Genomic DNA, 19,849 nt, shown 5'->3' on the forward strand with positions numbered 1-19,849 from the left:
ATAAGGAGTGAGGAAGGTTGGGTCAGCGCAAATTTGCGGTTACCCCCGGCTTCGGGGTCGGGGGAACCGTGTTCTCCCCGAAACAGCTAGCAGCGATCGGCGGCATTGCCGACAGAGTCGTCGACGTGGAAATGACCGGCTTCAAACAGCTGTACGTGACGGCAGAAGAAGAACGTCTGAGTGAGGTTCAGGAGGAACTCAGGGCCGCCGGGCTTCAAATTCACCCGGCGGGTTTTGTGACCAAGAGCCTGATCGCCTGCCAATTTTGCCGCGGAGCAGAAGAGGCCGGTTTGGAAGTGGCGAGGGCTCTGGATCTGGCGATCGCGGGCATAGCGGTACCGAGTCCGCTGAGGATCGGGTACGCCGGCTGCGCACTCGGAACCAGCGAACCGCTGCTGAAGGATATCGCCGTCGTCAAGATGAAAGACAGCTACGATCTCTATGTCGGAGGTGAGCCGAAAGGGATCAAGGCCGAATTGGCCAAGCTGCTCTTGACGGGGCTTCAGGCGGAACAGCTGATCCCGGCCGTCACCCGGCTCATTGCCCAGTTTCAGGAGCATGGAAAAAGGAAGGAGTCCTACCGCCGCTTTGTCCAGCGGTTTACCTTCGAGAAGCTGCGTGAAGCCGCAGAGGGCGCCGCCGGGGAAACATTCTCGCAAGCAAGGCAGGCCTAAAGCGGCAGGATTTTCTTTTCTACGTACAGGCACAGATGGGCCTTCGCCCACATAGAATGAACAGACCGCAGCCTAACAGCAGGAAGCAGCAGCCATGTTTTCGCGGTGCCCAGTCATTCAGCAGGAGGTGTCATCTTTGCCCGGACTTTTCAGCTTTATCGCCCTTTTCATTAAAGAATTAACACTGCTGGTATCGTACGTCAAAAACAACGCCTTTCCGCAGCCGCTGACAGAGAAAGAGGAAAGTAAGTACCTTCAATTGATGGCGGAAGGAGACGCCCACGCCCGCAATATGCTGATCGAGCATAATCTGCGGCTGGTGGCGCACATTGTGAAAAAATTCGATAATACCGGCGAGGATCTGGAGGATCTGATCTCGATCGGTACCATCGGGCTCATCAAAGCTATTGAGAGCTTTCAGGCAAATAAAGGCACGAAGCTGGCCACGTTCGCAGCCCGCTGCATCGAAAATGAAATACTGATGCATTTGCGTTCCTTGAAGAAAACGAGGAAGGACGTTTCCCTGCACGATCCGATCGGAACCGATAAAGAGGGAAATGAAATCACGTTGATTGATATTTTGGGCAGTGAGGCGGACGACGTGGCCGACATGGTCCAGCTCAAGATCGAGAAGAGCAAAATCTACCGGAACCTGGACATTCTCGATGAGCGCGAGCAGGAGGTCATCAAAGGCCGCTTCGGCCTGGAGCACGGCGGAGAAGAGCGGACACAGCGCGAAATCGCCAGGGAGCTGGGTATCAGCCGCAGCTACGTGTCGCGGATTGAGAAGCGTGCCCTGATGAAGCTGTACCATGAATTTTATAAATCCAAGCAATAGCTTGCAGCGCAGGAAACACCGATGCTTTTGTCTAATTGACATGGGAAGCAGTGAGTTTGAGTAGATAAAGTAATGATTGAAAGTCCGAAGGCTCGTGGCGTTTAACGTCACGGGCCTTTTTCTTTTTCTCGCCGATGGTCTTTGATGACTCCCATAATCCAGTATCAAAAAGTATCCTACCTTACAAAAATGATCGGACCATACAAAAAAGTGCGTACTATTCAGGCGTAGTGGAACTTGATAATCTTACATATAGAACGATCGATCCAGATTTCGCCGAGCGGTACGGTCGTTTAAATCACAGGTGAGGTGCAAAGGTATGCAGAAATATTAGCTTACTTTGAAAGATAAGAACGTCACTGTCCATAGAGATAGGAGTAGGAGGGGATTTATATTGACTAGACAACATAAGCTTCTGACTTTGAATTTATTTTTATTGACTTTTGTCCTGGGAACCAGTGAATTTGTGATGGTCGGATTGTTAACCGAAGTGGCCTCGGACATGAAGATCGCCATATCGATCGCAGGCTCCTTGGTGTCGGCCTTTGCCCTGTCTTTTGCCATCGGTACCCCGATCTTCACGGCGTTATTCAGCCGATTCTCCAAGCGCCCGCTCATCCTTGCTTTGATCGGCGTATTTATTATCGGGAATATGATCACGGCGATATCCGGCTCCTATGGTTTGCTTCTGTTTTCCAGAGTGATTACCGCCGTGGTTACTGGCGTCCTGATTGCACTTGCGATGGCTGTGGCCAGTGAAGCGCTGCCACCGGAAAAAAGAGGGCCTGTGATCTCGATCATCTTTACGGGCTTCACCGTGGCCAGCGTTCTTGGCGTCCCCCTTGGCACTTTCATCGGGCAATGGGGCGGGTGGCACATGTCTTACTGGTTTACGACGCTATTGGGGATTGTTTCACTGATAGCAAGCTTTGCAACGATACCCACGGGACTGAAGGGGGCGCGGAGTTCACTCAAAAACCAACTTCGATTATTTACCTATCCCAGAATTGTGCTTGCTTTCTTTATTCCTGCATTTAGCATTGCGGCAACGTATAGCGTCTATACGTATTTAGCCCCTATGCTCGAGGATGTGCTTTTTGTGCCGGCACGGTATATTAGCCTAGTCTTTTTGCTGTATGGTATCGTGTCCATCTTTAGCACTTTAATCGGGGGGAAGCTGGCTGTCGGTGGCGGGATGGGAAAAATTCGCTATATTTTCCTGGCCCAGGCTGTCATTCTCGCATCGCTTTATGTATCTTCCGGCTCGCTTGCCGGGGGGCTCGTCAGCATCTCATTGATCGCCCTCGCAGTATACCTTATGAACTCGACGATGCAGCTGTATTTCATGAATTGGGCCGATCGGCACGTTCCTGAGGCCAAAGACTTGGCTTCCTCCTTAACTTCCGTATCCATCAATGTCGGGATCGCGATGGGATCCGCTTTGGGAGGTTTCGTCACGAAGAATATGGAGCTCATTGATCTTTCCTGGTCCGGGGGAATGATAGCTGTTTTAGCAGCCGTGCTGGCTTGGATCACCTATCGTTTAGATCGTGGAACACGCAGCGTATCTAGAGAGAAGCATGGGCTGCGCACCAATACGAAGGAAGTCCGTGATCAGGTATTATAAGATGAAGAGGTACCCGCCCAGGGTACCTCTGTTTTCACATTCGAAGCGGCTGTTTAGGCATGCTTTTGGCTGGTGTAGGATACTTCATCGGGATAACTTTCGATATAGGTAGTGCCAAAATCGCACAACATCGTGAGCATGGGAGCAAATTGTTCACCCAGCTCGGACAAGCCGTATTCCACTTTTGGTGGCGAAACCGGGTAAACCTTGCGAATAATGAGTCCGTCGTTTTCCAGCATCCGCAGCTGCATCGTAAGCATGCGTTGGGTCGCTTCGGGAAGCAGCCGCTGCAGCTGATTAAACCGTACCGGGCCATTAGCTAATTCGTTTAATATGGATATCTTCCATTTACCGCTAACTAAGCTTAGTATAATTTCCGAGGTACAGCGATATGTTTTGTCTCTAAAGGTTATCATCTGTCGACACATCCTCTACAGAAGAATAGAAAAACCATCGGTTTTCCAGTTCAGTCAAATTATAGATCAGTCATTCCATATATTATGTTGAACCATGCCCCTTGTCAAGAACTTCTGGATCGACTAGTACATAAATTAATGAAGGTGGTCGTCAAAAGGTATGGCAAAAAAACATTGGAAGTTTTCGCCGAGTGATTTTGTGCAGCGAACAAGGATCAGTTGACTTGGGATTTTTTAAATTGCCCAGGAAGCCCCGCACCCGAAAAAAGGCCTCTCTTACCGCCTGAAGTTCATTTCTTCAGAACGGAAAGAGGGGCCTTTTGCGCAGCGACTACACCTGCCAGATGCTGGATTGGCGGAAAATCGGTTCATACGGCAGCACGATTTCGACCGGCAGCGGGAAGGGATCCCCGGTGATCTGCAGAATCGTTCGCGCGGCCATGACGCCGATCTCAAACGTCGGAATATGAATGGTGGAGAGCGGAGGAACGGTATAGCGTGACGGTTCGTTGTCGTCGAAGCCGACGACGGCGAAGTCCTGGGGCATGCGGTAGCCTTTCTCGGAAATGGCCCGCATGGCGGCCATCGCCATGATGTCACTGGCCGCGAAGACCGCCGTCGGGAGCTTACCCTGATGCTCCTCCAAAAAGGTCAGCATAAGGCGGTAGGCCCGGTCGGGCTCCCATTCGGCATTCAGCACATACTCCGGCTGAACCGGCAAGCCGGCCTGCTCCAGAGCCTGCTTGTACCCCCGGTACCTTTTCTCCCGGTCGAACTGGCCGGACAAGCCCGTACCTCCGATAAACATAATCTCGCGGTGGCCCTGTCCGGTCAAATGCTTGACGGCAATCGACGCCGCTTCGACGCGGTCGTACGAAATGGTCGGGATGCTCGGGTCGGAAACGTCGATTCCGACGACATGCGGAACGTGTTTTTTGAGATAGCTGTATAATTTGGGCTCAATGCCCTCGATCACGATTAAACCGTCGATTGAATCTTTGCCGGAGATTTGCTGCAAAATTTCATTTTTTTGCAAATCTTCTTGCGTGTAGGTAAAAGCGATCTGGTATCCGTGACGAGCCAGTTCCTTCTCAATTCCCTCAAAAATAACCGAAAAATAGGGGTGGTAGCGCCGTCCCTGCATGGTGGACACGACGCATCCGATTTTTTTGACTGCGGCTTGGTCCTGGGGCGGCACCTTCGCCATGTATCCGAGCTCCTGCGCCGCGTCCCAGATCTTCCTCTTGGTCCCGCTGCTTGAGGAGCGGTTCGAATCGTCGGCCAGTACGCGGGAAACGGTTGATATGGAGACGCCGACGCGTTCGGCAATATCTTTTAATGTGGGCATGTCATGACCTGCCTTTAATGTCAGATGAGGATTCTGCAAAACCTGTCTTTTGGATTGCTTACTCTATATGTTAAGTAAAATAAAATCACAGGTCAACTGAAAAACGATGATAATGTTTTGCAAATTATAATAAAATTGTTGCAAAATAATTGCAAAAATTGATTGACTAACTTTTTCATCAGAGGTATGATTTTCATGAGATTGAGGTGATATAAGCAAAAAAGTAAAGGGAAAGGGGTTATGTCATTGCGATATTTCAAAAGTTTCTCTGTTTTTGCTCTAATTTGCATGTTATTTTTGCTGATTGGTTGCGCAAAGAATGACGGCTCTGATGCTTCCGCCACCTCTGCCGGTTCAACAGGCAAAACCAAACTTGTGTTTTGGAGTCATCAGGAAGATGCCATTATGAACGCTTATAAAGCGCTGATCGCCAAATATCAATCCCTGCATCCCGACATTGAGATCGCCTACCAGACTTTCCCTTACGACGTGTACAATCAGAAGCTCAAGGCATCCTTCTCCGCCAAAAATCCGCCCGATATCGCAGAAATGTTCGGCACCTGGGTACCGGAATATTCGAAAAACGGGGCGCTTGTGGAGATCCCGGGGGCCGAGCAGCTGCGGCAGGAGTATTACGAAGCCCCGCTCGGAGGGTACACGTTGAACGACAAGCTGTATGGACTGCCGCTCGAATTTAACATCGAGAACGGCGGAATGCTGATTCACCCGCAAATGCTGAAGGATCAGGGCATCGCGGCCCCTCCGGCCACATGGGACGAACTGGTCGAAGACGCCAAGAAGCTGACGGTGCGGGACGCGAACGGCATCAAAGTTAAGGGATTCGATTTCGTCTCCAGCGACAATATTACTTTCACGTTCCTCTCCTTGATTCTGCAGCAAAACGGCAAGTATTGGGGCGATAACGACCATGTGAACTTTCAAACCCCTGAAGCACAAAAGGCGATGACCGCCTTAACCTCTTTGATCGCTACCGATAAAGTGGCGGACCTCACCACGTTTGGCGGTGAACTTGACACCTCAGACTATTTCTTTCAAGGCAGCTCGGCGATGACCTACCGGGGCCCATGGACGATTGCTGCAGGGCTGAATACATACAAGGTGAAAGACTTTGAGTATGTGCCCGTTCCTTCCTTTACGACGAATCCACCTTCTTATGCGGCCGAATCTGGCTGGGGCCTTGTAGCGTCCCAGAAGGGCAAGCATCAGGAAGCGGCCGTCGATTTTATCAAATTCATGTCATCCGACGATAATCTGCTCGAGTGGAACCAGGGCACGTTTACGGTTCCGGCCAAAAAAGCGGTGGCGCAAAATCCCGATTACGTCAAAGCGAATCCTTATATGAAAACATCGCTGGATATTTTGGAGCTGGGTCAGTGGATCGGGCCCATTGCCGACCGGGACTTTTTCTTTAAAACGATCAATGATCATTTCCAATTGATGGCGACCGGCCAGGAATCGGTGGAAAGCGGTCTGCAGCAGATCGAAAAAACCATCAACGACAGTCAGGATCAACATAAATGATCGGAGTGGTGTTCGCATGAAGCATGATGCTGCAGCAAGCAGCAGTCCAGGGATCGTCCCCGGTATCCCGAACCGCAGAGGGGAGAAAGGAAGGGGCCGCTGGTTCATCTATTTATCGCTGGCGCCGATCCTGCTGCTATTTGGTGTATTCGCTTTCATTCCTATTGGATGGAGTTTGGGACTATCGGTATTTAAGTATAATCCGCTCAGCGCAAGCGCGCTGTTCGTCGGGGCGGACAATTATATCCGCATGCTGGGCGATTCCATTTTTATCAAGTCGCTGTGGGTCACCTTTAAGTTCGTCGTCATTGCCGTTGCGGTCAATATCCTTATCACCTTGATGTTTGCCGTCGCGATCCAGCGGATCCGTACGGGCTGGCTGCGGAACCTGATGCGCACCGTCTTTTTTCTGCCGACGATCGCGCCGCTGGCGGGAACGGCAATCGTATGGAGCACGATGTTCAATTACAATCACGGTCTGTTTAATATCGTGCTGACCCAGCTCCACATGGCTCCCGTGCAGTGGCTGAGCGATCCTCATTATGCGCTGTACTCGGTAATTCTGATGACGCTGTGGGCCGATATCGGGTATAACATCGTGCTCTTTATCGCCGGTCTGGATTCCATTCCGGATATGTATTATGAAGCGGCCATTCTGGACGGGGCGAGTCGCTGGCATTCGTTCTGGCATGTGACGCTGCCGCTGCTCCGGCGCACGATGCTGTTTGTTTCGGTGACGACGGTCGTCTCCTATTTTCAGGCTTTCGCCCAGTTCCAGATCATGACCAAGGGGGAGCCGTTTAACGAGACCCGGGTGCTGGCCCTCCATATATACGAGCAGGCATTCTCCAATTCCAACATGGGATATGCGTCCGCAATGGCCACTGTGTTTCTGATCATTATTTTAGTGGTGACCCTGCTGCAGCTGAAGTGGGGGCGCACCGAGTGGGAGTACTGACAAGGGGGACTTTCGATGCACCGCAGGAATAGATGGTTTGACGGCATCGTCATGCTCGTGCTGATCGCAGCCGGATGCCTGATGCTGCTGCCGTATTTGTGGATGGTTTTGTCTTCTTTAAAAAGCAACATGGAAATCGTGTCCGGCTCGCATGCGCTTCTGCCGCAGCATCCCAGTCTGGAGGGGTACCGGACCGTCCTTGAGGACGCGCCGTTCGGAAGGTGGTTTTTGAACAGCGCGATGACGTCGGTTGTCATTACGGCCGCGACGTTATTTACGAGCGCCCTGGCAGGGTATATTTTCGCCAAGCATCAATTCAAGGGACAGAAGCTGCTGTTCATCCTGATCTTGGCAACGATGATGATTCCGTTTCAGGTGGTCATGATTCCGACGTATTTGATTACGGCCAAACTGGGGCTGGTCAATCATTTGCTGGCGATTATCCTGCCCAATCTGGTCAGCTCCTATGGAGTGTTTCTGGCGAAGCAGTTCATCGAGGACATTCCCCAGGATCTGCTCGATGCCGCAAGGATCGACGGGGCGGGCGAGCTGCGGCTGATGGTCCGGATCATTGCGCCTCTGATTCTGCCGATGCTGTCGGCGCTTGGTATTTTTACGTTCATGAATGCCTGGAACAACTATTTATGGCCGCTCATTATTTTGAACGACGAGAGCAAAATGACCGTGCCGCTCGCCCTTGTTTATTTTAACGGAACCCATATGGTCAACTATAACGTCGTCATGTCGGCGGCTGTGCTCATCACCCTGCCGGTGATTGCGGTGTTCCTGATTTTCCAGAAGCAGTTTATAAAAGGACTTACAATGACAGGCATGAAATAAAAAGAGAAGAGACCATGAGGAGGAGAAACTGCATGACTAAAATATCGATTATCGGCGCAGGAAGCGCCTTTACGCAGGACATCGCCACAGACATTTTACTGATTGAAGGCATTGAGGGCGGGACGATCGCTTTGGTGGATATCGACGCGGAGCGGCTGGAGATCGCCCGCAAGCTGGTCGAGAAAATCATTGAGCTGTCCGGCAAGCGCTGGAACGTTATCGCTTCGACCGATCGCAGGGAGGTCATCGGGGGCTCGCAGTTCGTCATCAACCAAATCGAAGTGGGCGGGCTGCAAACGGTCCGCTATGAGTATGAGATTCCTCTGAAATACGGGGTCAATCAATGCATCGGCGATACGCTGGGGCCGGGCGGACTGTTTAAAACGCTGCGCACGCTTCCGAGCTGGATGGACATCATCCGCGATGTGGAGGATTTGTGCCCGGATTCGACTATTCTGAACTATACGAATCCGATGTCGGCGGTGACCCTGCTGACGTCGCGGGTGAGCTCCATTCCGGTCGTCGGCCTGTGCCATTCCATCCAGAATACATCCCGGCAGTTAGCCAAATACGCTGGCGTACCTTACGAAGATATGCAGTGGCGGGCCGGAGGAATCAACCATATGTCCTGGTTTGTGGAGCTGACCCACGAGGGAAAAGATCTGTATCCTGTGCTTCGGGAAAAGATCCAGAATCCCGACCTGCTGAAAAAGGACCCTGTGCGCTTTGACGCCATGAAGTACCTGGGCGCTTTTGTCTCGGAGTCCAGCGGGCACTTCTCGGAGTACATTCCGTACTACCGCAAACGGCAGTCCTTAATCGACAAGCACTGCAGCACCGGGTATAATGGCGCGACAGGCTACTATGCGGATAACTGGCCGATCTGGCGCAAGGAAAACGACGAAAAAATCGTCAAGCAGCTGGAAGGCTCCCTCCCGATCGAGCTTGCGCCAAGCAATGAATACGCGGCTATCATTATTGAAGCGATGCTGAAAAATGAACCGAAGGTGATTTACGGAAACGTGCCGAACGAAGGGCTGATTCACAATCTTCCCGGGGACGGGATCGTCGAAGTAGCCTGCATGGTCGACCGCAATGGCGTCAATCCATGCCGTTTCGGCAGCCTGCCTGAGCATCTGGCCGCGCTGTGCCGGTCCAACATGGCGTTCTTTGACCTGGCCGTCGGCGCTGTGCTGAATAACGACAAGGAAATGGCCCGCCATGCCCTGATGGTCGATCCGCTGTCCGCCGCCGTCTGCTCGCTGGATGAGATCAGCGACATGTTCGAGGAGCTGTATGAAGCGGAGCGCGACTTCATACCGGTGCTGAAATGATGAGAGCGGACAAGAATAAACCGATTGTCGTTGTAGCCGGTGAGCTGAACGTGGATATCATTGTTTCAGGAACGGACGTGATCCCGGAATGGAACCGGGAGAAAATCGTCGACGGTTTTGACGTCGTTCTCGGCTCCTCTTCGGCGATTACCGCGAGCGCGCTGTCCAGCCTCGGCCTGGACGTGCGGTTCGTCAGCGTGGTGGGGGCGGATGACTTCGGCCGCTTCTGCCTGGGCGAGCTGCAGCGGCTGGGGGTGAACACCGATCATGTAGCGGTGCTGCCGGAGGTCACAACGGGGGTTACCCTCTCGTTTACGACGCCTTCCGACCGCGGTTTGATCACGTACCCGGGAAGTATTCCGCTGTTGACGCCTGGTCATATTCCCGATGCTTTGATTCAGGAGGCGGATCATTTGCATTTTGGCTCCTACTATTTGCAGGACGGCATGCGGCCGCATTGGAAGGAGCTGTTCGGGAAGGCGCAGGACTTAGGGGTCAGCACATCTTTTGATACCGGATGGGACATCCGTGGCCGGTGGGATGCTGCCGGGATCCGCGCGCTGCTGGCCGTTACCGATTTGTTTATCCCCAGCGAGGAGGAGGCGCTGCATATTTTTGAGCAGGACAGCGTAGAAACGGTATTCGGCCAATTGGCGGCCGTTCCCGGTCTGATCGCCGTCAAACAAGGCTCAAAGGGTGCATCGCTCCGGTCTCCTGATGGTTCTGTCGTGTCGGCGCCCCCTTATCCGGTTACCCCCGTAGACACGACAGGAGCTGGGGATTGTTTCAATGCCGGCTTGATTTGCGGTTTCCTCCAAGGCTTGACCGGCAGAGAGCTGCTTGAGTACGCCAACGCCTGCGGCGCGTTATCCACGCTGGGTGTGGGGGGAACCGGCCATTTGCCGACGGCAGCGGCGGTATCGGCACTGCAGGGAAGGCGGCCGTTCCAGTAAGCGCCTCGGCGGTGGAAGCTCAGGCAAAGGTTCATGAGAGTCCGGGCAAAGGGGGTGATCGACACATTATATAGCAAGTCTAAATCGGATCCTTTTCATTTCAGTTCAGTTCAAACTTTAATCGTGGGAGTTGATATTTCGTGAAATTCGGTAAAACACTGATTGCAGGTATCAGTCTGGCTGTATTAGGGCTTGGAATCGGGTATACGGCGTCACAGACCGTTGAGGCTTCGGGCGCCGAGTACTACGTTGCTGTTAACGGAAGCGATTCGAATGCGGGTACGAGCGCCGCACCGTGGAAAACGCTGCAGCATGCGGCGGACACAGCCGGGCCAGGAAGCACGGTCTATGTCCGGGGCGGGGTGTATAACCAAAAGCTGAAGATCACCAAGTCCGGTTCCGCGGACCAAGGGCCGATCACCTTTGCCAATTACAGCGGCGAGACGCCGGTTATTGACGGTACGGGACTTCCCGTAAGCGGAACGGAAGGCATCGTTGACCTTGCCGACGTCAACTATGTGACCATTCAAGGTTTCGAAATTCGCAATTATACGACGACTGCCAGCAACGTCATGCCCGTCGGGATTTATGTTCACGGCGCAGGCGGCAACATTACCTTGTCCAAAAACAAGATCCATGATATCAAAAACACGTCGACTCCTGCCGGCATCGACCTGCTGGGCCGGGATGCGCACGGCATCGCCGTGTACGGAACCAAGGCGCCGGAATCCATTCATGACGTGACAATCGACGGCAATGAGCTGTACAATCTGGTGCTGGGGTCCAGCGAAACGCTCGTTCTTAACGGAAATGTGGATACTTTTGCCGTGACGAACAATATCATTCACGACAACGACAACATCGGTATCGACGTGATCGGATTCGAAGGGAAGTCGCCGAACTCCGCCTACGACCAGGCACGAAACGGAATCATCAGCGGCAATAAAGTGTACAATATCACCTCCAATAACAATCCTTCCTACGGCAAAAAGCTTCCAAACAACAGCAATTCGGCGGACGGCATTTATGTCGATGGAGGCAAGGACAGCATTATCGAGCGTAACTACAGCTATAACAACGATATCGGGGTGGAAATCGCCTCCGAGCATGCCGGCAAGGCGACCAGCAACATTACGATCCGCAGCAACTTCATTTACAACAACCGTTTGACGGGCATCGCCATGGGCGGATACGACACAGATCGCGGCTCGACGGTAGGCTGCCACATCGTCAACAATACGCTGTACAAAAATGACACCATTGGCGACGGCAGCGGTCAGCTCTACGTGCAGTATGACACCCAGAACAACGTCATCCGTAACAACATTTTTGTGGCCAGTTCTACCGATGTGCTCATTTATAATGAATACACGAAAAATTCCGGCAACGTCGTGGATTACAATCTGTACTTCGCTCCCGGCGGAAGCTCGGATGCCAGCTGGACCTGGAAAAACAAAGAATACACCGGCTTTGCCGCTTATAAAAATGGAACGGGCAATGATGCCCATTCCGTATTCGCCGATCCACTCCTTGTGAACCCCGCTGCCGGCGATTTACATCTGAAGGCGGGATCGCCCGCCATTGATAAGGGCTTGACGGGTTCGGATATCGGGTCGCTCGATATCGACGGGCAGCCCCGCATTCAAGGGGCAAGCGTCAATATCGGCGCGGACGAATAGCGTTCGTTCATCGTCATCGCAAGCCTAATTAGCGGCCTCCTTTCGTGGGGGGCTGCTTTTATTTTATGAGGAAAAGTCTAGTTCTCAGTAAAGGTTTCCCATCCAAATCTTAAAACGATTTCCTGTTTGGCGGGACTGATGTCGAAACGGACTTGTTCACCCGGTACTGCCTGAATGGTATAGTAGATGTAACTATCCTGCTGCTAGCTGAAGATGGGGGATTCGATTACACTTTCAGGAACAGGAGTTGACTGTAATGAACATCGTCGTGCTGGACGGACAAACGCTGAACCCGGGGGATTTAAGCTGGGACGAGCTGGGAAAGCTCGGTTCCGTGACGGTCTACGAGCGCACCCCTGCCGGGCTGATTCAGGAGCGGATCGGGAACGCCGAAATGGTGCTGACGAATAAAACCCCGCTAACGCGGGAGGTGCTGGAGGCGGCAGAGAACCTCCGCTACGTCGGCGTGCTTGCGACCGGCTACAATGTGGTTGACATTGAAGCCGCTGCTGCGCGCGGGATTACGGTGACGAATGTGCCGGCATACGGAACCGAGTCTGTGGCGCAGTTTGTGTTCGCGCTGCTGCTTGAGCTCTGCCACCAGATCGGGCGGCATGGAGACAGCGTACGCTCGGGAGATTGGGCGAAGGCGGTAGATTTCTCCTACACGCTGACTCCGCAAATCGAGCTCTGGGGGAAGACGATGGGGATCGTCGGCTATGGCCGGATCGGCCGCCAGGTCGCGCGGCTGGCGGAGGCTTTCGGCATGCGCGTACTGGTATCCGGCAGACCGGGCAAGGCGGACGGGGACGAAGACAGCGGCGTCCGGCGTGTCCCGCTCGAGCAGCTGCTGGCCGAGTCGGACGTGGTGAGCCTGCATTGTCCGCTCACGGCGGAAACCGAGGGGCTCATCAACCGCGAACGCCTGGCGCTGATGAAGCCTTCGGCCTTCCTGATCAATACCGCCCGCGGCGGGCTGCTGCAGGAGCAGGATGTGGCCGATGCGCTGAACGAAGGCCGGCTTGCGGGCGCGGCACTTGACGTGCTTGCGGCGGAGCCTCCCGCCGCAGACCATCCGCTTGTGCATGCCCCGCGATGCATCATCACCCCGCATATGGCATGGGCGGCGGTGGAAGCGCGGGAGCGGCTGATGAGCATTGCTGCGGGCAACGTGGCCGCGTTTCTGGAAGGCCGGCCGGTGAACACGGTTGGGCCGCACAACCGCTGAGAACGGCGTACTGCTTTAAGGGGCATGGAGGCTCTATTGAATGTGCTGGTTGAATCGGTGCATGGAAGGCATAAACATAGGGCAAGAAGAGACTACAAAAGGAGGATGGACCGCATGAAAATCGTGATCGCTCCGGATTCGTTCAAAGGCAGCATCCGTGCCGCCGACGCGGCGGCCGCCATTGACAGGGGCATAAGACGCGCACTGCCTGGCGCGGAAACGGTGCTTGTCCCCATGGCGGACGGCGGAGAGGGGACGTTGGACAGCTTGACCCGCTTTGGCGGTACCAAGGCCAAAGTGCAGGTGTCCGATCCGCTGGGAAGGCCGGTCGACGCCGAGTATGGCCTCATCCACGGAGGGGCCACCTGCGTGGTGGAGCTGGCCAGCGCGTCCGGGCTTGAGCTGATCGCCGCTGAGGAGCGGGACCCGCTGCATACGACGACGTACGGGACCGGCGAGGTGATCCGCCGCGCGCTCGATGCGGGCTGCCGCCAATTTATTATGGCGATCGGCGGCAGCGCCACAAACGACGGAGGCGCCGGTATCCTGCAGGCGCTTGGCGTGCGGCTGCTGGATGAGGCCGGGCAGCCGGTCGGACGTGGGGGCCTGGAGCTTCAGCGCGTGGCGGCGATCGACATGGGCGGAATGGATGCACGGCTTGCCGAATCGACCTTCGTAATCGCTTCCGACGTGCAGAACCCGCTGCTCGGCCCAAACGGCGCGTCCCATGTGTATGGCCCGCAGAAGGGCGCGACGCCCGAGATGGTCGCGGTGCTGGAACAGGGGATGCGCGTATGGGCGGACCGCATCCTGGAGGCGACGGGCCTGCGCGTGCATGACCTGCCGGGAGCGGGCGCAGCCGGCGGCGTAGGAGCGGCGCTGCTCGCTTTTTTCAAAGCCGGGATGAGGAGCGGCATCGATCTCGTGATCGAGCATTCGGGATTCATGGCGCACCTGGAAGGCGCGGACCTCGTCATCACCGGCGAAGGCCGGATAGACGCGCAGACCGCATCCGGCAAGACGCCGATGGGCGTCGCCAAGGAAGCGCGGCGGCACGGGGTTCCGGTCATCGCCCTGGCCGGATCAGTGGGGCCGGGGATCGAGCCGCTGTATGATGCGGGAATCCTCAGCGTGCACAGCATCGTGAACGGACCGATGGCGCTGGAGGAAGCGGTGGCCCGTGCCGGAGAGCTGCTGGAGATGTCGGCCGAGCAGGTGATTCGGACTTTTGCCGGAAGCGTCCGTGGATAGAATTATGCCGTCAACGAATCGTCTTTTTAAAGGGCAATAACATAACGTCTATCGACGTACTTTCCAAGAAGCCGGCCCGCGTTTAGCGGAACATTTTTTGCGAGATCAGGATGTTTAGCCTAGGGAGTTTATACATTCGGATATAAAAAAAGCGGCAGTGTCCGGAAAGCCCGGCCAACTGCTGCTTTTTCTGTGATGACCCCTTGATTTTGGTTTGTGTTATTTCTTCAGCGTCATATCCGTCAGCGGGCTGGACATCCGTTTCTTAATCTGCTCCAAAATGCGTTTGGAAACGGAAATGGTGCGGGGGTAAGCAAAATCATCGCGGAAGTGAAGGACGTTGCCTTCAAAGGAAGTAATTTTATTCACGTTGACATGGATGTTGGATGCGGCTCGGACAAAATTGGGCTGCGAGATCAAAGCGGAGATTTCCTGGCTGGTTAACCGTTTCTTGATAATATAGTTTCTGCCGTGGAAAATAACCTGTCCCTGACCGCCGACCTTAAAGAAAAACGCGTCCGTCACCGGATCAAATTGATGATATTCCTGCAGCACCTTGTCGGATGAAGTCATCTTACCAAAGCCCCCTTTTAGAAGATGATAAAGTGTTAGCGCTTTCATTCTACCACACTTTTTCGTCCTGCATAAGAGTAAATTTGTGAATTTTATGATTTTTTTTGTGAACTTGGACAAAAGCGCTCGCGGTATTGACCAAATTTTCCATTACGGCCACAATGGTCATAGACGGCTGCGATAAGCGCGGTCGCCCGCCAATGTCAAACCGAGAAAGGACGAATGCCTTTGAATTCAAGTCTTATAAAGATCACGGCGATTTCCGGAAGCCTCCGGAGACAATCGTCCAATACGAGCCTGATTCACGCCCTCTATCCGCTGGCGCCGGAAACGATGGAGATTTCGATATTTGAAGGCATCGGAGACCTGCCCCATTTTAACCCGGATCTGGATGGAGACGACCCGGCCCCTTCGGTGGCGCGGCTTCGTGACACGATCCGTCAGGCGGACGGCGTGATCATCAGCACCCCCGAATATGCCCATGGCGTGCCCGGCGTGCTGAAGAATGCGCTCGACTGGCTGGTATCGTCCGGAGAATTCGTCTACAAGCCCGTCGCTGTTGTCAGCGGATCGCCGATGGAAACCGGTGGAGAGAAGGCGCATGAGTCCCTTCAGATGACCCTTAGGATGATGACGGCTGACCTGGTGGAGGGCGGGTCTTTTACGGTTCCTTTCCTCAATCAGAAGCTTCGGGGCGGAGAGATTAAGGATGAGGAGCTGAACGAGAAGCTGAAGGGCATGCTCGGGAAGCTGGAAGAGGCTGTACGAGAGGCAGCTGCAAATGGCATGAACGGGTTCAGGTAAGTTAGATAACCGGGTTTCCTAATACAAAAGCCTGCGTCGCTCCAACTCTGAGATTTGGAGCGCGCAGGCTTTTTCGTGTTGCCGTGTCGGAACTTCGGACGGGGAAGCATGCTGTTTAGCAAGCAATGAGCTTTCGCCGCCGGAGGGAAGACCATGCTTCAGGCATTTTCGATAATGGTGTTCAGCGTCGTGCGGTCGAGGCCTTTGACCAGCTTGGTCAGCAGCTCCTTGGCTGCATCGTAATCGTCGGTATGGATAATCGACGAAGACGTATGAATGTAGCGGGCACAAATGCCGATGACGGTAGACGGCACGCCGATTCCGCTCAAATGCACCTGCCCGGCGTCCGTGCCGCCAGGGGATACGAAATACTGATACTTAATGTTGTGGGTATCCGCCGTATCCTGCACATATTCCACGAGTCCGCGGTGGGTAATCATCGTCGGGTCGAATATGCGCAGCAGCGCTCCCTGTCCGATATGGCCAAAGGCACTCTTGTCGCCGGTCATATCGTTGGCTGCGCTCGCATCCAGCGCGAAGAAAATATCAGGCTGGATGAGGTTGGCCGACGTGCGCGCGCCGCGCAGTCCCAGCTCTTCCTGAACCGTTGCGCCGCAGTACAGCGTATTCGGCAGCTTCTCCTGGTGGAGCGCCTCCAGCAGTTCGATGGCAAGGCCGACCCCGTAGCGGTTGTCCCAGGCTTTGGCCATGATTTTCTTCGGATTGGCCAGCGGCGTAAATTCGCAGACCGGCAGCACCTGAAGCCCCGGACGGATGCCGAAGGATTCGGCTTCCTCGCGGTTATCCGCGCCGATATCGATGTACATGGCTTTGATGTCCACCGGTTTGCTGCGCTGCGATTCGTCCAGCAGGTGGGTCGGCGTCGATCCGACAACCCCGAATACCGGACCGTTTGGCGTTATGATTTGCAGCCGCTGGGAGAGCACGGCTTGGCTCCACCAGCCGCCGAGCGGCTGAAAGCGCACCATTCCGGCTTCGGTAATGCCGGTGACCAGGAAACCGACCTCGTCAAAATGGCCGGCCACCATGACCTTCGGGCCGGTCTCATCCCTGCGGAGAACGCCGAACAGACTGCCGAGGCGATCCTGTACGAACTCGTTCGTGAACGGGGTCACCGCCTCCTTGAAATATGCGCGCAGGTCTTTTTCAAATCCGGAAGCCGCGGGGAATTCCGTCAGCTTGCGGAACATATCTTTCGTCTTTTGATCCATCGTACCTTATCTCCTTTATCATGAATGTGGTTATGTATATAGATTGAACCAAAGTTTTGCATTGAACTTCCTGTTATTACGGCCTATAGAGGCTAATAATATTCATTTCTTTAGTTCATTCTATGCAGTTGACTTCAATCCTTAGTATGAACCCACTTGATCCGAATGTCCACGTCCGGCGGGCAGAAGCACAAATGGCGACCCTGATGAATAGGATATCCTGGACGGATGCCCTGAAGTCAGCCGGAAGGAGCCTGGTTATGGAACCGATACACATGGATCGCCGCCAAGAAAACATCCTGATCCTCGTATTGTTGATTTTGCTGGTCATTGTGCTTCTCTTCTTATTATAATCCGCCTGCCATGGATAGCCCTCATTAAACAGCCGCCAGGTTTCAAATATTAGCGCCCGGCTGCCTGGCGCTGTTTGCTGCCCGCCTCTGCTTGACATACATAACTCTCCTGCAAATGACAAATAATGAAAAGGAATGATGAATAGGAGGTGCCTGTAATGCCTGCCAATACGAAGAACAGGGGAACCGGATTCAAGATCGATTCCTTGACGCCCGAGGAATACAAATCGATCAGCAAAAAGCATTCTCCTTCGCGCAGCACATTCAAAAACTGCGTAAGTGCTTTTGTGGTCGGCGGCCTGATCTGTTTAATCGGACAAGCGATTCAGCGGGCGTTCATGAGCTGGTTTGACATGACGGTCAAAGAAGCGGGCAATCCGACCGTTGCGGTGCTCATTATTATATCGGTCATCCTGACCAGCTTTGGCGTGTACGACAAAATCGCCCAATGGGCCGGAGCGGGCACGGCGGTACCGGTTACGGGCTTCGCCAACTCCATGTGCTCGGCGGCGCTTGAGCATAAAGCGGAAGGCTACGTCCTTGGCGTCGGGGCCAACATGTTCAAGCTCGCCGGCTCCGTGATCGTGTTCGGAACCGTCGCCGCCTTCGTCGTAGGACTCGTCTACGCCATCTTCGGCATCCAGGGAGTGCATCAGCCATGAAGCTGACCGGCCAGACCTGGGAGTTTGACTCCAGGCCCGTTCTGATCGGAAGCGCCGCCGTCGTCGGTCCTGATGAGGGACAAGGCCCGCTGTCTCCCGATTTCGATTATGTGTACGACAATCTCGAAATCAATGAGAAAACATGGGAGAAAGCGGAGCGGAGGCTGCTGGAGCAGGCCGCCCAGCTTGCCGTCATCAAGTCGGGACTGGACAAGGAACAGATCCAGTTCTATGTAGGCGGGGATCTGATGAACCAGATCATCAGCAGCACGTTCTCCGCCCGCAAGCTTGGCGTGCCATACCTGGGCGTATTCGGGGCCTGCTCGACGTCCATGGAAAGCCTGGCGATTTCCGCCCTGATGGTCGACACGGGGGCCGCGGAACGGGTGATGGCCGGAACGGGCAGCCATAACTGCACGGCCGAAAAGCAGTTCCGGTATCCGACCGAATACGGCTCGCAGAAGCCGCCGACCGCCCAATACACGGTCACCGGGGCGGGCTGCGGCGTCATCGCCAAAGGCGGACAGGGCCAAGCCGGCCCGAGGATCGCCCGGGCGACCATCGGCAGGATCATGGACCTTGGGGTCAAAGATCCGTTCAATATGGGCGCCGCGATGGCGCCGGCCGCTGCCGATACGATCGCCGCGCATTTCCGGGATACGGGGCTGTCTCCCGATTATTATGACTTGATTGTGACCGGCGATCTCGCTTCGGTCGGTCTGCCGATTGCGAAGGAGCTGCTGGAGAAGGAAGGCTACCAGATGGACGAGACGAAATTCGGCGATTGCGGGCTCATGATTTATAACCGTGAGAAGCAGAAGGCCGTCCTGGCCGGAGGGAGCGGATGCGGCTGCTCGGCGGCGGTGACCTACGGCCATTTGGTCAAACGGATGTTACAACGCGAATTACATAAAGTGCTGGTCGTGGCGACCGGCTCGCTGCACTCCCCCTTGTCGGTTCAGCAGGGAGAGAGCATTCCGTGCATCGCCCACGCCGTAGCGCTGGAAATGGAGGATTAACCAATGCAGTTTTTATGGGCGTTTATTATCGGCGGTCTGATTTGTGTCATCGGCCAGCTCATGATGGACTTGTTCAAGATGACGCCGGCGCATACGATGAGCACGCTGGTGGTGGCGGGAGCGGTGGCTGACGGTCTCGGCTGGTACGATCCCCTCGTCAAATTTGCCGGTGCCGGCGCTTCCGTTCCCATCACCAGCTTCGGCAGCTCGCTTGTTCACGGAGCGCTGTCGGAGCTTCAGAGGGACGGCTGGATCGGGGTTGTGACAGGCATCTTCGAGGTCACCAGCGCGGGGATATCGGCGGCGATTATCTTTTCGTTTATCGCCGCGCTGTTCGTCCGTCCCCGCGGGTAATTCCACCAATCCGCCGTTTGCATTTCCTTGCTTGAACTGAAAATGGGATGCCCGAATAAACACCCCGGAATTGTGTATTCCGGGGTGTTTTGCCGTTCATTTCGGCGGGTATGTGGGGGTATACGACGATTTTAGGAAATGTGCCCAATATACTTTCTGTTCTT

General features: G+C 54.5%; 19 protein-coding genes. 15 read left to right on the forward strand and 4 right to left on the reverse strand.

Features of this window, described 5'->3' with window-relative positions; genetic code table 11:
* Nucleotides 1–17: 17 nt before the first annotated feature.
* The 3 genes from ABID47_RS00770 (at nucleotide 18) to ABID47_RS00780 (ending at nucleotide 3,139) form a co-directional block, all read left to right on the forward strand.
* Nucleotides 18–674, forward strand: a complete 657-nt coding sequence (locus tag ABID47_RS00770; RefSeq protein WP_354494555.1) for a nitrite reductase — start codon at nucleotides 18–20, stop codon at nucleotides 672–674.
* A gap of 136 nt (nucleotides 675–810) precedes the next feature.
* On the forward strand, nucleotides 811–1,512 hold the full coding sequence (sigK, locus tag ABID47_RS00775) for an RNA polymerase sporulation sigma factor SigK (RefSeq protein ID WP_076169711.1): 702 nt from the start codon (nucleotides 811–813) through the stop codon (nucleotides 1,510–1,512).
* 394 nt (nucleotides 1,513–1,906) lie between these two features.
* The gene (locus tag ABID47_RS00780) at nucleotides 1,907–3,139 is read left to right on the forward strand and encodes an MFS transporter (protein ID WP_354494557.1); all 1,233 of its coding nucleotides are present in this window, start codon (nucleotides 1,907–1,909) and stop codon (nucleotides 3,137–3,139) included.
* Nucleotides 3,140–3,192: 53 nt separating this feature from the next.
* Here the strand turns inward: ABID47_RS00780 and ABID47_RS00785 are convergent, their stop codons facing one another.
* Together ABID47_RS00785 and ABID47_RS00790 are read right to left on the reverse strand one after the other, a co-directional pair.
* A complete protein-coding gene (locus ABID47_RS00785; RefSeq protein ID WP_116229443.1) occupies nucleotides 3,193–3,555 on the reverse strand; it encodes a winged helix-turn-helix transcriptional regulator in 363 nt (120 codons plus the stop codon).
* Between the two features lie 331 nt (nucleotides 3,556–3,886).
* Nucleotides 3,887–4,903 (reverse strand): LacI family DNA-binding transcriptional regulator, encoded by a 1,017-nt coding sequence (locus ABID47_RS00790; protein ID WP_354494560.1) that lies wholly within the window; start codon nucleotides 4,901–4,903, stop codon nucleotides 3,887–3,889.
* A 405-nt stretch (nucleotides 4,904–5,308) separates the two neighbouring features.
* Between ABID47_RS00790 and ABID47_RS00795 the strand changes: the two genes are divergently transcribed.
* From ABID47_RS00795 to ABID47_RS00830, 8 genes are all read left to right on the forward strand, one after another.
* A complete protein-coding gene (locus ABID47_RS00795; RefSeq protein ID WP_354494562.1) occupies nucleotides 5,309–6,445 on the forward strand; it encodes an ABC transporter substrate-binding protein in 1,137 nt (378 codons plus the stop codon).
* A gap of 16 nt (nucleotides 6,446–6,461) precedes the next feature.
* Nucleotides 6,462–7,403 (forward strand): carbohydrate ABC transporter permease, encoded by a 942-nt coding sequence (locus tag ABID47_RS00800; RefSeq protein ID WP_116229445.1) that lies wholly within the window; start codon nucleotides 6,462–6,464, stop codon nucleotides 7,401–7,403.
* 15 nt (nucleotides 7,404–7,418) lie between these two features.
* The gene (locus ABID47_RS00805) at nucleotides 7,419–8,243 is read left to right on the forward strand and encodes a carbohydrate ABC transporter permease (protein ID WP_200631319.1); all 825 of its coding nucleotides are present in this window, start codon (nucleotides 7,419–7,421) and stop codon (nucleotides 8,241–8,243) included.
* A gap of 32 nt (nucleotides 8,244–8,275) precedes the next feature.
* Complete coding sequence (gene melA / locus ABID47_RS00810) at nucleotides 8,276–9,577, forward strand: alpha-galactosidase (RefSeq protein WP_354494565.1); 1,302 nt, start codon at nucleotides 8,276–8,278, stop codon at nucleotides 9,575–9,577.
* Nucleotides 9,577–10,530 (forward strand): carbohydrate kinase family protein, encoded by a 954-nt coding sequence (locus ABID47_RS00815; RefSeq protein ID WP_354494567.1) that lies wholly within the window; start codon nucleotides 9,577–9,579, stop codon nucleotides 10,528–10,530. The genes melA and ABID47_RS00815 overlap by 1 nt, the downstream gene beginning before the upstream one ends.
* Before the next feature lie 140 nt (nucleotides 10,531–10,670).
* Entirely contained in the window at nucleotides 10,671–12,209 is a 1,539-nt protein-coding gene (locus ABID47_RS00820; protein ID WP_354494569.1) for a right-handed parallel beta-helix repeat-containing protein, read from the forward strand.
* 256 nt (nucleotides 12,210–12,465) lie between these two features.
* Nucleotides 12,466–13,437 (forward strand): D-2-hydroxyacid dehydrogenase, encoded by a 972-nt coding sequence (locus ABID47_RS00825; protein WP_354494571.1) that lies wholly within the window; start codon nucleotides 12,466–12,468, stop codon nucleotides 13,435–13,437.
* Nucleotides 13,438–13,551: 114 nt separating this feature from the next.
* Nucleotides 13,552–14,688: a glycerate kinase gene (locus tag ABID47_RS00830; RefSeq protein WP_354494573.1), complete on the forward strand. Its 1,137-nt coding sequence runs from the start codon at nucleotides 13,552–13,554 to the stop codon at nucleotides 14,686–14,688.
* 219 nt (nucleotides 14,689–14,907) lie between these two features.
* Here ABID47_RS00830 and ABID47_RS00835 read toward each other — a convergent pair whose 3' ends face one another.
* Complete coding sequence (locus ABID47_RS00835) at nucleotides 14,908–15,261, reverse strand: LytTR family transcriptional regulator DNA-binding domain-containing protein (RefSeq protein WP_076169723.1); 354 nt, start codon at nucleotides 15,259–15,261, stop codon at nucleotides 14,908–14,910.
* A 222-nt stretch (nucleotides 15,262–15,483) separates the two neighbouring features.
* On the opposite strand from ABID47_RS00835, the gene ABID47_RS00840 reads away from it, so the two are divergent.
* The gene (locus tag ABID47_RS00840) at nucleotides 15,484–16,065 is read left to right on the forward strand and encodes an NADPH-dependent FMN reductase (protein WP_354494575.1); all 582 of its coding nucleotides are present in this window, start codon (nucleotides 15,484–15,486) and stop codon (nucleotides 16,063–16,065) included.
* Between the two features lie 158 nt (nucleotides 16,066–16,223).
* Here ABID47_RS00840 and ABID47_RS00845 read toward each other — a convergent pair whose 3' ends face one another.
* On the reverse strand, nucleotides 16,224–17,297 hold the full coding sequence (locus tag ABID47_RS00845; RefSeq protein WP_354494577.1) for a M42 family metallopeptidase: 1,074 nt from the start codon (nucleotides 17,295–17,297) through the stop codon (nucleotides 16,224–16,226).
* 511 nt (nucleotides 17,298–17,808) lie between these two features.
* Between ABID47_RS00845 and spoVAC the strand changes: the two genes are divergently transcribed.
* The 3 genes from spoVAC to spoVAE are packed head-to-tail and all read left to right on the forward strand — an operon-like array spanning nucleotide 17,809 to nucleotide 19,685.
* Nucleotides 17,809–18,312 (forward strand): stage V sporulation protein AC, encoded by a 504-nt coding sequence (gene spoVAC, locus ABID47_RS00850; RefSeq protein ID WP_076169727.1) that lies wholly within the window; start codon nucleotides 17,809–17,811, stop codon nucleotides 18,310–18,312.
* A complete protein-coding gene (gene spoVAD / locus ABID47_RS00855) occupies nucleotides 18,309–19,331 on the forward strand; it encodes a stage V sporulation protein AD (RefSeq protein ID WP_354494579.1) in 1,023 nt (340 codons plus the stop codon). The genes spoVAC and spoVAD overlap by 4 nt, the downstream gene beginning before the upstream one ends.
* Nucleotides 19,332–19,334: 3 nt before the next feature.
* On the forward strand, nucleotides 19,335–19,685 hold the full coding sequence (gene spoVAE / locus ABID47_RS00860; protein WP_076169729.1) for a stage V sporulation protein AE: 351 nt from the start codon (nucleotides 19,335–19,337) through the stop codon (nucleotides 19,683–19,685).
* The last annotated feature ends 164 nt before the right edge of the window (nucleotides 19,686–19,849 follow it).

The organism is Paenibacillus favisporus, assembly GCF_040545415.1.
GTDB lineage: Bacteria > Bacillota > Bacilli > Paenibacillales > Paenibacillaceae > Paenibacillus_AQ > Paenibacillus_AQ favisporus.